The 13589-nt window shown below is 50.1% G+C and carries 14 protein-coding genes and 1 pseudogene; 9 read left to right on the forward strand and 6 right to left on the reverse strand.

Annotated elements, in window-relative coordinates:
• Positions 1-2: 2 nt before the first annotated feature.
• From A0G03_RS12710 to A0G03_RS12730, 5 genes are all read left to right on the forward strand, one after another.
• Positions 3-824 (forward strand): M55 family metallopeptidase, encoded by an 822-nt coding sequence (locus tag A0G03_RS12710; protein WP_048258220.1) that lies wholly within the window; start codon positions 3-5, stop codon positions 822-824.
• A gap of 59 nt (positions 825-883) precedes the next feature.
• Positions 884-1831, forward strand: coding sequence for an isoaspartyl peptidase/L-asparaginase family protein (locus A0G03_RS12715; protein ID WP_048258219.1), 948 nt, complete (start codon positions 884-886; stop codon positions 1829-1831).
• Positions 1832-2035: 204 nt separating this feature from the next.
• Positions 2036-2944 carry a LysR family transcriptional regulator gene (locus A0G03_RS12720; RefSeq protein WP_043134888.1) on the forward strand — a complete coding sequence of 303 codons (909 nt, stop codon included), beginning with the start codon at positions 2036-2038 and terminating at the stop codon, positions 2942-2944.
• 98 nt (positions 2945-3042) lie between these two features.
• Positions 3043-3906, forward strand: a complete 864-nt coding sequence (locus tag A0G03_RS12725) for a YicC/YloC family endoribonuclease (RefSeq protein ID WP_048258218.1) — start codon at positions 3043-3045, stop codon at positions 3904-3906.
• A 327-nt stretch (positions 3907-4233) separates the two neighbouring features.
• A complete protein-coding gene (locus tag A0G03_RS12730) occupies positions 4234-4923 on the forward strand; it encodes a hypothetical protein (RefSeq protein ID WP_048258217.1) in 690 nt (229 codons plus the stop codon).
• 211 nt (positions 4924-5134) lie between these two features.
• Here the strand turns inward: A0G03_RS12730 and A0G03_RS12740 are convergent, their stop codons facing one another.
• A complete protein-coding gene (locus A0G03_RS12740) occupies positions 5135-5614 on the reverse strand; it encodes an Hcp family type VI secretion system effector (RefSeq protein ID WP_048258215.1) in 480 nt (159 codons plus the stop codon).
• A gap of 488 nt (positions 5615-6102) precedes the next feature.
• On the opposite strand from A0G03_RS12740, the gene A0G03_RS12745 reads away from it, so the two are divergent.
• Together A0G03_RS12745 and A0G03_RS12750 are read left to right on the forward strand one after the other, a co-directional pair.
• Complete coding sequence (locus A0G03_RS12745) at positions 6103-6426, forward strand: hypothetical protein (RefSeq protein WP_048258214.1); 324 nt, start codon at positions 6103-6105, stop codon at positions 6424-6426.
• Positions 6427-6608: 182 nt separating this feature from the next.
• The gene (locus A0G03_RS12750) at positions 6609-7166 is read left to right on the forward strand and encodes a hypothetical protein (protein ID WP_048258213.1); all 558 of its coding nucleotides are present in this window, start codon (positions 6609-6611) and stop codon (positions 7164-7166) included.
• Between the two features lie 51 nt (positions 7167-7217).
• Here A0G03_RS12750 and A0G03_RS12755 read toward each other — a convergent pair whose 3' ends face one another.
• Positions 7218-7763, reverse strand: coding sequence for a hypothetical protein (locus tag A0G03_RS12755; RefSeq protein ID WP_198528806.1), 546 nt, complete (start codon positions 7761-7763; stop codon positions 7218-7220).
• A 239-nt stretch (positions 7764-8002) separates the two neighbouring features.
• Here A0G03_RS12755 and A0G03_RS12760 point away from each other — a divergent pair, with 239 nt between their 5' ends.
• Both A0G03_RS12760 and A0G03_RS12765 read left to right on the forward strand, forming a co-directional pair.
• Positions 8003-8389, forward strand: coding sequence for a hypothetical protein (locus tag A0G03_RS12760; protein ID WP_189339521.1), 387 nt, complete (start codon positions 8003-8005; stop codon positions 8387-8389).
• A 31-nt stretch (positions 8390-8420) separates the two neighbouring features.
• Positions 8421-8783 (forward strand): DUF596 domain-containing protein, encoded by a 363-nt coding sequence (locus tag A0G03_RS12765; RefSeq protein ID WP_048258211.1) that lies wholly within the window; start codon positions 8421-8423, stop codon positions 8781-8783.
• Between the two features lie 64 nt (positions 8784-8847).
• Here A0G03_RS12765 and A0G03_RS12770 read toward each other — a convergent pair whose 3' ends face one another.
• From A0G03_RS12770 to aldA, 4 genes and pseudogenes are all read right to left on the reverse strand, one after another.
• Positions 8848-10047: an AI-2E family transporter gene (locus tag A0G03_RS12770; RefSeq protein WP_048258209.1), complete on the reverse strand. Its 1200-nt coding sequence runs from the start codon at positions 10045-10047 to the stop codon at positions 8848-8850.
• A 93-nt stretch (positions 10048-10140) separates the two neighbouring features.
• Positions 10141-10630, reverse strand: a pseudogene (locus tag A0G03_RS12775) (GrpB family protein).
• A gap of 112 nt (positions 10631-10742) precedes the next feature.
• A complete protein-coding gene (gene lldD, locus A0G03_RS12780; RefSeq protein ID WP_048258208.1) occupies positions 10743-11903 on the reverse strand; it encodes an FMN-dependent L-lactate dehydrogenase LldD in 1161 nt (386 codons plus the stop codon).
• A 73-nt stretch (positions 11904-11976) separates the two neighbouring features.
• Entirely contained in the window at positions 11977-13416 is a 1440-nt protein-coding gene (aldA, locus tag A0G03_RS12785; RefSeq protein WP_048258207.1) for an aldehyde dehydrogenase, read from the reverse strand.
• Positions 13417-13589 lie beyond the last annotated feature (173 nt).

A 13589-nucleotide genomic window follows, 5' to 3' on the forward strand; every position in this document is an offset into this window, starting at 1 on the left:
TTATGAAAATTTTTATCTCCGCTGATATTGAAGGGATCGCAGGCGTGATGCGCCCGGAACAGTGCAGCCCCGGCACCGCTGAATACCAGCTGGCACGCGGCCTGATGGAACAGGAAGTGAATGCCGCCATCGACGGCGCGTTCGCGGGTGGCGCAACAGAAGTGGTGGTCGCCGACAGCCATGCGGCAATGGTTAACCTACGAGCGGAGAATATCGACGCACGCGCCCGACTGGTGCAAGGTAAACCGCGCGGCTATTCGATGGTAGAAGGGTTGGAACAGCAGCAGTTCGACGGCCTGATGTTCATCGGCTACCACAGCGCCGCAGGCGAGTTTGGCGTGCTGTCGCACACCATCAACGGCCGTGCGTTCTACCGTGTACGCATCAACGGTGAAATCATGGGCGAAAGCGACATCTACGCCGCCGCAGGTGTGGAACAGAAGACGCCGCTCTGGCTGGTCAGCGGCGACGACACGCTCCAGAATTGGATTGCCCGCTACTATCCCGATACCGATTACGCCTGCGTTAAACGCGCTATCTCACAGCACGCAGCAGAATCCCTCAGCACCGAACAGGCTCGCCAGGTGATTCGTGACGCGGCAAAGGCGGCGGTGGAAAAAGCACACCGTTCGTTGAATTCACGGATTCAGGCTCCCTACCGTCTTGAGTTGATGGTGGCAAAACCGGTACTCGCCGATCTATTCTGTCTGCTGCCGAACGTTGAACGTTTGGATGCCATAACCGTCGGTTATACGGCGCAAAGCATGCGCGAAATTACCAGCCTGCTGGGTGCATTTTCCTATCTGGCGACAACGCAAAACTGATTCCGGTCTATCCGCCCCTTATTCTGGGGCGTAAACCGACTGAAAAGAGAATTTATCGCATGACGAAACCCGTGATTGTGATCCACGGTGGCGCAGGTGCGCTGACCCGCTCAGCTATGAGTGCTGAAAAAGAGCAACGTTATCTGGCAGCGCTGTCCGAGATTGTTGCCAGTGGACAACGCATTCTGGCTGAAAACGGCAGCGCGCTGGATGCCGTGACGGAAGCCGTCCGCCTGCTGGAAGAGTGCCCGTTGTTCAATGCTGGACACGGTTCGGTGTTCACCCACGCGGAAACCCACGAACTGGACGCCAGCATCATGGATGGACGGACGTTAGATGCCGGTGCGGTCAGCTGCGTCAGCCACATCCGTAACCCGATTCTGGCAGCGCGCACTGTACTCGAAGCCAGCCAGCATGTGATGTTTACCGCCGATGGCGCAGAAGCGTTTGCCCAGCAGCATGGGCTGGAAAGGGTTGAGCCTGCATTTTTCTCCACCGACGAACGCCGTCAGCAGTTGCACAACGCGCAGGCGGGTTCAGGCCGTGTCATCCTCGATCATGACGGACAGACCGACCCTATCGATCCCGACCGTAAATTCGGCACTGTCGGCGCAGTCGCACTCGATAGCGCAGGAAATCTCGCAGCGGCAACCTCGACGGGCGGCATGACCAACAAACAGGCCGGTCGCGTGGGCGATAGCCCAATCATCGGCGCAGGCTGCTATGCCAATAACCAGACGGTCGCAGTTTCCTGCACCGGCACAGGTGAAGTCTTTATGCGCGCCGTCGCTGCCTATGATGTCTCGGCACTGATGGAATACGCCGGGATGACGCTACAACAGGCCAGCGACCGCGTAGTGATGGAAAAATTACTACGGATGGATGGCAGCGGCGGGATGATTGCCGTCGACAAAGAAGGCAACATCGCTCTTCCGTTCAACAGTGAAGGGATGTACCGCGGCTATGGCTACGTGGGGGAAGAACCCGTCGCCGATATCTATCGTTAAGTTGTCAGCAGCCGAAACAGAACCAGATCGCCCAATATCGGTGCAAACGCACCATTATTGGGCATCAAAATAGTGCACGAAGTCTCCTCATCGCTTATCTATCGACCATTCATCGTGGACTTATAATCTGGCGTAATAATTGCAGACCTTTTGGTTATTACTCATACGACGTTCACCAGAAAACGTCAGCCGGAGCCTGCACTCATGCGATTACGCCATATTGAAATCTTCCAGGCCATTGTTCAGGCAGGCACCATCAGCGGTGCTGCCCGGTTGCTCAACGTCTCACAACCCAACGTCAGCCGGGTACTTAACCATGCGGAACAACAGCTTGGTTTCTCCCTGTTTGAACGTCGCACACAGGGAATGATCGCCACCGAAGAAGGGCTGCGTCTGATACCGAAAGTGCAGGAGCTTTTCAGCCATCTGCAAAGCATCAGCTCACTTACCGAACAAATCAAAACCAGTAAAGCACACTCAGTACGGCTGGGCGCGGCACACGCGTTCGGGCAGATGATCGTTGCCCCAACGCTGGTGGAATTCCATAAGCAAGCCGCATCGGTTAACGTCGAACTGGTAACCGAACACTTCAGCACGCTGTGCCAGAACATCCTGCAAAACCAGCTCGATTTCGCGCTGATTTTTGGGCAGCAGGTGCCGCCTGAGTTGCTGGCAGAACCGCTGTTCCAGTCCACGATGGTTGCCCTGCTGCCGAAAAATAGCCCAGTAAATGGCCCGGTTTCTCTGGAATGGTTGTGCAACAATAACTTGCTGATGATGCAGCATCAGGATCCGCTCGGTCAGGTGGTACACCGTGCGCTACGCGACAAGGCACTGCAACCGGCGGCTTCGCTCTACATCAAAACCTACTCGGTGATTGCCGACATGGTACTCGCGGGCGGCGGTGCGGGTATCGTCGATCTCTTCACCGCTTGCCGCTATGCCGACCAACTAAAAATCGTCCCTATCGACCAGCCACTGCCTTTTGAAGTCACGCTGATCAGCCGCCGCGACAATCCACAATCGCAGGCGACACTGCAACTGAAACAGATGATGAAAAACCGATGTCGAGACATTGCCAGACAACACGAGACTCTGCTTTACGCCGCCTGACTCGCGACAGACGCCACGCCACGGACGGTTTTTCCTATCCCCTGCGCAATACTCAACGCTATAATCCTTTCCATCATTTGCTTTACAGGTATGCACCAATGATTCGCAGCATGACCGCTTACGCCCGCCGAGAAATCAAGGGCAACTGGGGAAGCGCAGCCTGGGAACTGCGTTCCGTTAACCAGCGCTATCTGGAAACCTATCTTCGTTTACCGGAACAATTCCGCAGCCTCGAACCCGTAGCACGTGAGCGCATCCGCGCCCGTTTGACCCGCGGCAAAATCGAATGCAACCTGCGCTTTGAACTCGATCCAAGTGCACAAAGTGCGTTGATCCTGAACGAAAAACTGGCTAAACAGCTGGTTAATGCCGCTAACTGGGTCAAAATGCAGAGCGATGAGGGTGAAATCAACCCGGTCGATATTCTGCGCTGGCCGGGAGTGATGTTGGCAGAAGAGCAGGATCTGGACACCATCAGCACTGAGCTGCTGAAAGCACTGGAAGGTGCGCTGGATGACTTCATCGCCGCCCGTGAAAGCGAAGGCAACGCGTTGAAAGCCCTGATCGAACAGCGTCTGGCTGGCGTCAGCGCTGAAGTCGTCAAAGTGCGTGCCCAGATGCCGAACGTCCTGCTATGGCAGCGCGAACGCCTGCAAAGCAAGCTGGAAGATGCGCAGGTGCAGTTGGAAAATAACCGTCTGGAGCAGGAGCTGGTGCTGATGGCGCAGCGCGTCGACGTCGCCGAAGAACTCGACCGCCTCGATGCTCACGTCAAAGAAACCTACAAAATCCTGAAAAAAGAAGAAGCCGTCGGCCGCCGCCTCGACTTCATGATGCAGGAATTCAACCGCGAATCGAACACGCTTGCCTCGAAATCCATCAACGCCGACGTCACCGCATCAGCCATTGAGTTGAAAGTACTGATCGAGCAAATGCGGGAACAGATTCAAAACATCGAATAATTTCCACCACAGGCCAAATAATTCCACAAGCCCATGTAACATGGGCTTTTTATGCATTTCAAATTCCAATAATGGGCATTCACATCCATAGAAAACCACAAATTTTCGGGACACTACATAATCACCGCCTTTTCCATCACAATCTATAACTACTCATTTTTATTTATATAAGGATATATTATCGTACTTTCTAAAAAAACAATGTTTTTATTCTATAATTAGTAGGATGCAAATTACCAGACCGGCAAGAACATTGAAATATTGCCAGTTATTCGGGTAAACTGCCTGGATAAAGGGAGAGAACCAGCCTAATAAAAGGGACGTAACATGCAGTTATCAGAATATTTAAAATACAAAATGGAGTCTGACAAGGTTCTCGCAACCCATTTAGGTGACATCACGAAGAAATTAAAGAGCAACTCAATAAGCTTAACAACTGATCTATATAGTGGTATGGAAAGAACAAGCTGGTATTCATCATGCTTATTTGAGAAATATAACGATGTCTGTCAAGAATTACAGTATGAAGATTCCAGAATGGTTAGCGCAATAAAAGAAGTGTTTAAAAGAGATGATGTTATTCTGGATATGGTGAAAACTCACATCGATAATTTAATGAAAGACTTTGATGAAAATAAACAAAAAACAATAGCCAAAGCAATTTTAGGTGTAACATCTGAATTCTCCACAAACAGGGCGATAAAAGAATCAATATCATATGCATTAGCTAAATTTATTAGCACTACTCTTAATTTCAATGCATCCTTACGCAAAACAATTAATCAAACATCTTATTGGGCTATAACAGTAACAGCATTTTATGGCAAAGTTCAGAAAGCGGCCATGTCAGCTCGCCATTTACGGGATATTAATCCCACACTATATGCTTTATTTTATTCACAAAAATTAGAAATGTTATACTTTTTAATAGAGCCAATCCTCTCACCATATACTCCAATCAATTCAAAAAGTGAAGAAGAAATAATCAACTTAATTAATGGGATCATAAGGCAATGAGTTTAAAAAATATGTTAAGATATATGATAAAAAACTTTATAATCACTGAGGTTTTAGTTCTTATAACTATTGCATTATGGTTTTTTTATGTCTCGTTTATTCCGGAGCATTGGATGAAACTGATGTTACTTTCAATTGCCATAATCATATTTATTAATATTAAATATGGTTCAAAAAAATCAGGCCGAAAGTAAATCGGCCTTTAATATCATCAGTAGGCTACATTCTGCCAAAGCATGTATGCGCTAGTTCTCGCAATAACATGCTCCCATTCAATAGAAGCAAATTTGAATGATACGCTTTCCTGTGGCTGAACTTCATTATGTGTCAGTGAGTTAGGATAGAAAAAACGGATATTGCTGATAAGCGCATCCCGAAGTTTCATCTTAAAATAAAGTTCATTTCCACCAGACTGAGCCGTTCGATAAAAAGAAAAAACGCATTCCAGCTTTTCCTTATCATTGATTGCCTGAGCGAAAAGTGGTGTGGCTTTATCAATTGGCTTTCTGATTTCTACAGGAAGCATTGAAATATTCTCTTCCCGACTAATGTTGTTCACCAACTCATAAACAAAAATTTCATTCTCATGTGCCGATTGATACTTGTTGCCAATAGAGTCCAGAGATGAACATCCTGCTGATATCAGTCCCTGTTTTTCCCCGGTAACGCTAAGATAAATAAGATTGGACATTATGCCTCCATACAAAAAATCCCATTCTACGGTTCGGAGCCGTAGTCTCTGCCGCATGGATATAATACTCTCTCAGGTGAGAGTTTAAAATACAACGCCCTTTATTTTCGTGTAATTTATTTAATTGAAAAAACAACACAAGTTATCGTTTAAAGGATACCCTTTAAAACAAATCCTAGTATAACCGACAGCCGTTTTTCTTGGCGATTATTGAGGGTTTTATCATCCTGTTTTCGTCATGTTCCTTTTTATCATGAACATAAATTCGTTCTTTTTTTCCACCATTATTAATAATAAAACTGATAGTTCGATATTAAGATTCAAACATCGAATAACTTCCAGCCTGCTCCACTAACTGCCAAAATGCCCTGTTTTCAGAGCGTTTTTAATTTCTATGACTACCAAGTCAATGGCTACGAAACTCGTAGTATCTGAACCCGTAAAAAGCATCGACAATTGGTGACACTGACTTTCAAGGAGGATCACCAATGACCATTATAAATGCTGCCGTAACAGAGAGTTCCATTACTATTTTCCGAGACCTAATCGCTTCGCTACCCGTTGAGCACCTTAGTCGTGCCCAATGTGACGATCTCAGCGCAATCGCCGCAGAGTCGGTTGAAGGGTTATGCCACGGTTTACAATATGTTAGCGAATCACTGACCGAAGAAACCACCACAGAAAATCTTCAAAAACTCAGCGCCTATTTCAACGCATGTGCACACTTGATTCCGGCATTGCTGGTAATCAACGAAAAAGCCCAAAATCTGTACATTTCACACCAACAAGCTGCGGTATTATCCGTTGAATAACGAAACCATCGAAGCACTAAACGACCGATGATGCATGCAACAAAATAGGACTATATTCCTACAATCCCATCAAAAATGGGAATATAGTCCCATCATCGCAGTACAAATCGATCCACCAGACCGCCATTAAGTACCATCTTAGGAACATCTTCACCAGAAAAAAACAGGGAAAAACAACCGCCATGCGTTATCTCGTCCTCCCCTTCATGCTTCTTGCCTTAACAGGCTGCCAGGCAATCACTACCTTCGATAAATACGCCACGATGCGTCTTTACGAAGTGTATGAAACCGACAACCTTTCCGCCTGCGATTACAAACCTAAATTCCGCGACTGTATGGTGAATAAGCGATCGTTTAACGTCAGAATCTCCGACGATAAGAGCAAAATTGCATTAGTGGTAAGAACCGAATATGCCTATTTCGGCTTTACGCGCGATGATTTTGCACGGCAGACGCAACCACTGCGTGATTTCCTGATTTGGACGGAAGATCCAGCAGCAAAAGATAAACAGATTACCCAGCTACGCAAAGCCGGAAACGTTGGCGGCAGTCTGTACGACGACAGAGAAGTGCAATATCAGTTCGATTATCTGCATACCCGTGCCGATATTCCGCTGCTCGTCGTTAAGCCCGGTGAGAACGCGGATTTCTACGGCCTGACCATTGATGAAGTGAAAAATCTGCTATCGGTGATGGATGCCTGGTATGCCGGTACGTTCTCAGGAAAACAGCTGACGTAACCACGGTAGAGGCGGCCAGATAAGATGGCGTATCTGGCCGAAACCTAATAATTAAAATTTCTGCATTCTGGACGTGAATTGGCCGCAGTTTTTCAGCATCAAATCTTTGACAAGTCGGCGGTCGTAGTAGCCTTTTTCAGTCTTGAACACTTCATAAACTTCAAGGTGTCGTGCCGAATAAGGCCCGGCAAATTCGCCAGTGATATAGTAGTAATTCCCGACCACAGGCTTAAACGTTACGGTTCTAAATCCGCCATTGCCTGCAATCATTCTGACCGCGATATTGTTTTTCGCACTGACCCAAAATTCACGAACCATCGTTGGCGTTTCGGGAATTTCAGGGAAGCCGAGCTCTTTATTATTGAGTTTAGTTTGGAACCCAATCGCGTTATTGGTGTAGCCATTTTCTGGCGCATCGATATTAATGCATCTATCAGTATTCGGATAAACGCGAATATAGTCGAGGTTACGGTTATCGAACGTCATACCAACACGATCCGTTCCCTGATAGTCCTCCAGCTTATTGCTGTACGTTGCGACCGAGCACCCGCTGAGTAATGCCGCACTCACCCCAAACAGAAGAATTTTCCCCAACATAACCATCCCTTACCTTTATAAAATCAGAACTTCCTGATTATTTTACGCCGTTTTTTATTTGAGAATTCAAGCCGTATTTTCCTCACCTTAAACACTATTAATATACCCTAAATAATTCGAGTTGCGTGAAGGCGGCAACTGCGCGAATCCCCAGGAGCTTACACCAGTAAGTGACTGGGGTGAGTAAGGGCAGCCAACGCACAAGCAGCTTGAAGTATGACGGGTATAAACGAGGCAACATGGCAATTTCGCTCTATTACACCGCTCGACGCAAAAAATCCCTGAGCCAGAAAGAGATATCTGCCGTGAAGGAGATCGTCCAACGCCATTCCGTTAATGACCAAATTGAGAAATATCTGACGACGGGTACAGGCCTGAACTGGGAATCCTTTGATTTCGCCCTCAATGTGAAAATCGGTAACGTCTTCAGGAAGGGGATTGTGCTCTCCGGTTCAACTAAACTTCCCGACAACGAGGAAGAAGCAATCTGGGTTGGCGTACAACACTGGTGCCAGTGTTTATCCGAGATTCGCGGCGCCCTTACGCACTGTGAATGGCACGTCTCGGTTGACGATCGCGCGATTCCGTGGAGCCATGAGGTCAATGCCTATGACCCTGCGCGGTAGAAACGTGAGCTTCTGAAAAACAGGGGGGAAGATGAACGACAACGACATTTTTGATGCAGTCACGACCAGCGCATATGGGCTGTCGATGGGCGCCATATGGCAACATATTGCGGTGGAGTGTCGGGGCAACCCTAGAACGTATGCACAGCGTCAGACGCTGTTTTTCGATCTACTAGAGCACCTCATCATCGCAGGAAAAATCAGGCTTGCCAGCAAGGGAGAATATCTGCAGGGCGAAACAACGCATCAGGTCGATCAACTTCGCAACGCCTTTCCACCTGACGTCTCTGATGATGAATTTGATGATGTAGACGAATTTGGCCTGTGGTTCTTCGCCAAATCCCCCGCTGGCGTCGTGTGGATCACGCCCGAGGGGCAAGAGATTTGGACGTAAGAGGAATCCGCCGACGCCGATCCCTCTTACTCATGACCGAATATCACTAACACAAGCAGCAAACTTACTCCGTGGTCTTACGCTCAACGCTCTGACCTTCCGCGGCCTGACCTTTCACTACCTGACCCTCTAGCACCTCACTCTCTTCCTGCTTTGCCATACTCGGGTGCTGACGCCCTTCTTCGATAAAATCTTCGCTGATACCTTCAATATTTTCCTGATTATCGCGCCCAGAGAGGATGTTCCAGCAGGCGATGAACAGCGCAGCAATCAGCGGACCAATCACAAAACCGTTAATACCGTAGATTTCCATACCGCCCAACGTGGCGATCAGAATCAGGTAATCCGGCATTTTGGTGTCTTTCCCCACCAGCAGCGGACGCAAAATGTTGTCCACCACCCCAATCACCAGCACAAAGAACGCGACAATGAAGATGGCTTGCCAGAGCATATCCGTCGCGAACAGGAAGATAGCGGCAGGCACCCAGATAATCGCCGACCCCACGGCGGGGATCAGCGACAGGAACGCCATCAGCGAGCCCCACAGCAGGCTACCTTCTATCCCTGCGATGGAGAACGCAATACCGCCCAGTGTCCCCTGCACAATCGCCACAACCACAGTGCCTTTCACCGTCGCCCGCGATACCGCGGCAAACTTCACCAGCAGGTGATGTTTAACATGGGTGGAAAGCGGCAGCGATTCCAGAATCAGATTCACCAGATAGGAACCGTCCTTCAAAAGGAAGAAGAGCAGGTAAAGCATCACCCCGAAACCAATAAAGAAGGTGAACGTTCCTTTGCCAATCAGGAGCACGCTTCCCGCCAGATATTGCCCGCCTTTCAGCGCTACCTGAGAAAGCTCTTGCTGTATTTTGGCGGCGTTATCAAGATTGTGTTCTGTCAGGAAATGCCGTGCCCACTTCGGCAGATGCTGAAGCAGCTCCGCCAGCACCACAGGGAATTGTGTATTGCTATCCTGCAATCGGGTGTAAACCCCGTTAATTTCAACCACCAGCGAGGAAACAATGATCCCCAATGGAATGAAAACAATCAGGAAGATGATCAGGACGGTCAGCAGCGAGGCCAACCCGTTACGATCGTTTAATTTTTGCCGAATTTTGCTTTTCAGCGGATGGAAGATAATGGCCAACACTGCCGCCCATAAAATGGCGGAATAATACGGCGCCAATATGTCAAAAAACGCCAGTGTGACGACAAACAAGATAAGGATGAAGAATCCCTTCGTAAGCCCTTTAATATTCACAACGATTTCCCCTTCATTCAATCTGCTCTCGAAATATAGAACGAAGTGGGGCATTTGCAATACAGGAAAAAGCGTAGAGTGCCGAGGAAGGAACTATGCGTTCACATCATGTGTGCCGATAAAGGCATTTTTTAGCTGACTATACACGGCAGAATCGTTATCACATGCCAGTGCGGCGGCGCGCTTTATTGCCGCGTATTCCGCACACACGGAAGGATTAGCACGCAGATAATCACGAAAAGCCAGATGCCGCTGAATGTGCGCGTCACCGACTATAAAAGCGTGAAGATGGTGAGTACGCTCATCGCCGCCCTTAGTGTAGTACCGACGCCCCGCCATCCCATTTTCGCCGCGTGGACGATAGCCCAAATCGACCATGACCTGATCCAGCCTGTCCAAACCGGACAGCGAAACCACTTCCAGCAGCATATCAATCACCGGTTTAGCGGGTAGCCCCGGTACGGGCCGTACTGCCGATGTGATGCACTCTCACTACAACCTCGCCTAGCGCCTTCGCTGCCGTTGCGTAATTCGTTGCCCAATGGGGATCGTAATCCACCACGGTTATGGTTCGTCCACCCATTCACTGATCCCCAATGCGTTTTTATCCCGTGCAGGTTATCAACGTTCAAGGGAAGGTTCAAAGGCCATTAGGAAACGCGGCGAGAGGATCACTCCCGCCGTCTAATTCGCGCTTACAGGCCGTCCAATCGCCGCTGCGTAACCTGCACCAGCGAATCAGAGGTAATGTCAGTAATGGATTTGGCACCGGTGAGCGTCATCGCCACACGCATCTCTTTTTCGATCAGATTCAGCAGATTAACCACACCTGCCTCCCCCGCCGCCGCGAGCGCGTAGACAAACGCGCGTCCGAGCATTACGCCATCCGCGCCCAGTGCAATCATACGCACCACATCCAGCCCGGTACGAATACCAGAATCTGCCAGAATGGTGATATCACCTTTCACCGCATCGGCGATGGCAGGTAGAGCATGTGCTGTCGACAGCACACCATCCAGTTGGCGACCGCCGTGATTGGAGACGACGATGCCGTCTGCGCCGAACCTGACCGCTTCTTTGGCATCTTCCGGGTCGAGGATACCTTTGATGATCATCGGCCCTTTCCAGAACTCGCGAATCCATGCCAAATCCTGCCAGGAAATGGAGGGATCGAAATTCGCTGCCAGCCAGCCGATGTAGTCTTCCAGCGTCGTGGGTTTGCCACGATAAGCGGAGACATTCCCCAAATCGTGCGGTTTACCGTTTAGGCCGACATCCCACGCCCATTGTAGATGAGTCACGGCCTGTAACATACGGCGCGCCGCTGCATTCGGCCCGCTCATGCCAGAATGCGCATCACGATAGCGCGCACCCGGCGTCGGCATATCCACGGTAAACACCAGCGTTTTCACACCCGCGGCCTGCGCACGCTCCAGCGCATTGCGCATAAAACCGCGATCTTTTAATACATAGAGCTGGAACCACATCGGGCGATCGATGGCGGGTGCCACTTCCTCAATCGGGCAGACTGAAACCGTGGATAAGGTAAACGGAATCCCTTTCTGTGCCGCCGCACGAGCCGCCTGTACCTCGCCGCGTCTGGCGTACATACCGGTCAGGCCAACGGGAGCCAGCACCACCGGCATCGCCAGTTTTTCACCGAACAACTGCGTTTCCAGACTCAGGTCGGACATATTTTTCAGGATGCGCTGACGCAGCGCGATGTCCGCCAAATCGGCGGTATTACGCCTGAGCGTGTGCTCGCCATACGCACCGCCATCAATATAGTGAAAAAGAAACGGCGGCAGCCTACGCTGCGCCGCCGCACGATAGTCCGTTGAAGCAGAGATGATCATCGTCCTTTCCCATCCTTCTTCTGGTTTGTGCCACTCTTGCGGTCAGTGGAATGACCGCAAGAGGAATGGTCTTTTAGTGAAACTGTAAATACGCGACGTGCGTTTGCAGGTATTCCTGCAAGCCGTGCTTACCGTCCGCACCACCCACACCGGATTTACGCCAACCCGCATGGAAACCCTGCATCGCCTCGAAGTTCTCACGGTTGATGTAGGTTTCCCCGAACTTCAGCCCTTTTAGTGCTTTCATCGCGGTGTTGATGTTTTGAGTATAGATCGACGACGTCAGGCCATATTCGCTATCGTTCGCCATCGCAATCGCGTCTTCCAGCGTGTCGAAGGTCGCCACTGGCAGCACCGGGCCAAACACCTCTTCGTGCATGATTGGCATCTCTTGCATCACGTTTACCAGCAGCGTCGGCGGATAGAAATACCCCGTACCGCCTTCAGACTTGCCGCCGAGCAGCACTTTCGCGCCCTGCGATACCGCTTTCGCTACCTTGTCTTCCACACGCTGTAGCGCAGCCGCACTGATCAACGGCCCCATATCCAGCGCTTTTTTCTCCGCCGTATTGCCGAAGGTCACTTGCTCCATCGCAGTTTTAATACGCGTGATAAAGTCGTCGTAAATGCCTTTCTGCACGTAAACGCGCTCGGCGCAGTTACACACCTGCCCACTGTTGATAACGCGAGAACTGACAATCGCTTTAACGGCCAGATCGAGATCGGCGTCGTCCATCACGATGGCTGGCGCTTTACCACCCAGTTCCAGCGACACTTTGGTCACGTTCTGCGCCGCCGCCGTCATAGTGGCAATCCCCGCAGCCACGCTGCCGGTCAGGCTGACCATGCCTACTTTCGGGTTACCGGCCAGCTCTTGCCCTACCGTCGGGCCGTAGCCGGTAACAAAATTGATGACGCCTTTCGGCAGGCCAATTTTGTGAATGATTTCGGCGAAAATCACCGCATTATTCGGCGTGATCTCGCTCGGTTTGATGACGATGGTATTGCCGGTAATCAGCGCGGGAGCGGCTTTGCGTGCAATCAGGAAGAAGGGGAAGTTCCACGGCAGAATACCGGTCGTGACGCCAATCGCTTTACGGAAGACGAAGATATTCTCATTCGGTCGGTCGCTCTGAATGATTTCGCCTTCGTAACGACGCGCCCACTCGGCCATGTAGTCCAGATAGTCGGCGGTGAACAGCACTTCTGTCTGCGCCAGACCGTAGGTTTTACCGCCTTCCGCAATGATGGTGTCGGTCAGTTCGGCTTCGCGCTCGCGAATACCAGCAGCTATCTTGTGTAGCCAAACGCCACGTTCAACCGCAGGTAGCGCTTCCCAGCTCGGCTGTGCGGCTTCTGCCGCATCAATTGCTCTTTTTGCATCGTCAGCGGAGCCTTCTGGGATCTGTGAAATGACCTGCTCGGTAGCCGGGTTCACCACGTCAATCCACTTCCCGCTTCTGTTTTCAACAAACTCACCGTTGATATACATACGTTTCTGGGTGGTGCTCATGTCAGGCGTCTCCAAAGTAGGGTAAGGGGATACAACGCATAAACGAGTTGTTAAAAAAACACGTCTCTTTTGTGAAGTTTTGCCATGCTGCGCGATCTGCACTGCATTTACCTTTTCATGGCTGCCATCTCAGTCTAGCAAGTGGCAAAAAAGTCATGATGAGAATGCCTGAC

The sequence above is a fragment of the Pectobacterium peruviense genome (assembly GCF_002847345.1).
GTDB lineage: Bacteria > Pseudomonadota > Gammaproteobacteria > Enterobacterales > Enterobacteriaceae > Pectobacterium > Pectobacterium peruviense.

What these genes read in the sequence shown, in the direction of transcription:
- A0G03_RS12710 (WP_048258220.1), top strand. Translation starts at nt 3, where the DNA reads ATGAAAATTTTTATCTCCGCTGATATTGAAGGGATCGCAGGCGTGATG.
- A0G03_RS12715 (WP_048258219.1), top strand. Translation starts at nt 884, where the DNA reads ATGACGAAACCCGTGATTGTGATCCACGGTGGCGCAGGTGCGCTGACC.
- A0G03_RS12720 (WP_043134888.1), top strand. Translation starts at nt 2,036, where the DNA reads ATGCGATTACGCCATATTGAAATCTTCCAGGCCATTGTTCAGGCAGGC.
- A0G03_RS12725 (WP_048258218.1), top strand. Translation starts at nt 3,043, where the DNA reads ATGATTCGCAGCATGACCGCTTACGCCCGCCGAGAAATCAAGGGCAAC.
- A0G03_RS12730 (WP_048258217.1), top strand. Translation starts at nt 4,234, where the DNA reads ATGCAGTTATCAGAATATTTAAAATACAAAATGGAGTCTGACAAGGTT.
- A0G03_RS12740 (WP_048258215.1), bottom strand. Translation starts at nt 5,614, where the DNA reads ATGTCCAATCTTATTTATCTTAGCGTTACCGGGGAAAAACAGGGACTG.
- A0G03_RS12745 (WP_048258214.1), top strand. Translation starts at nt 6,103, where the DNA reads ATGACCATTATAAATGCTGCCGTAACAGAGAGTTCCATTACTATTTTC.
- A0G03_RS12750 (WP_048258213.1), top strand. Translation starts at nt 6,609, where the DNA reads ATGCGTTATCTCGTCCTCCCCTTCATGCTTCTTGCCTTAACAGGCTGC.
- A0G03_RS12755 (WP_198528806.1), bottom strand. Translation starts at nt 7,763, where the DNA reads ATGTTGGGGAAAATTCTTCTGTTTGGGGTGAGTGCGGCATTACTCAGC.
- A0G03_RS12760 (WP_189339521.1), top strand. Translation starts at nt 8,003, where the DNA reads ATGGCAATTTCGCTCTATTACACCGCTCGACGCAAAAAATCCCTGAGC.
- A0G03_RS12765 (WP_048258211.1), top strand. Translation starts at nt 8,421, where the DNA reads ATGAACGACAACGACATTTTTGATGCAGTCACGACCAGCGCATATGGG.
- lldD (WP_048258208.1), bottom strand. Translation starts at nt 11,903, where the DNA reads ATGATCATCTCTGCTTCAACGGACTATCGTGCGGCGGCGCAGCGTAGG.
- aldA (WP_048258207.1), bottom strand. Translation starts at nt 13,416, where the DNA reads ATGAGCACCACCCAGAAACGTATGTATATCAACGGTGAGTTTGTTGAA.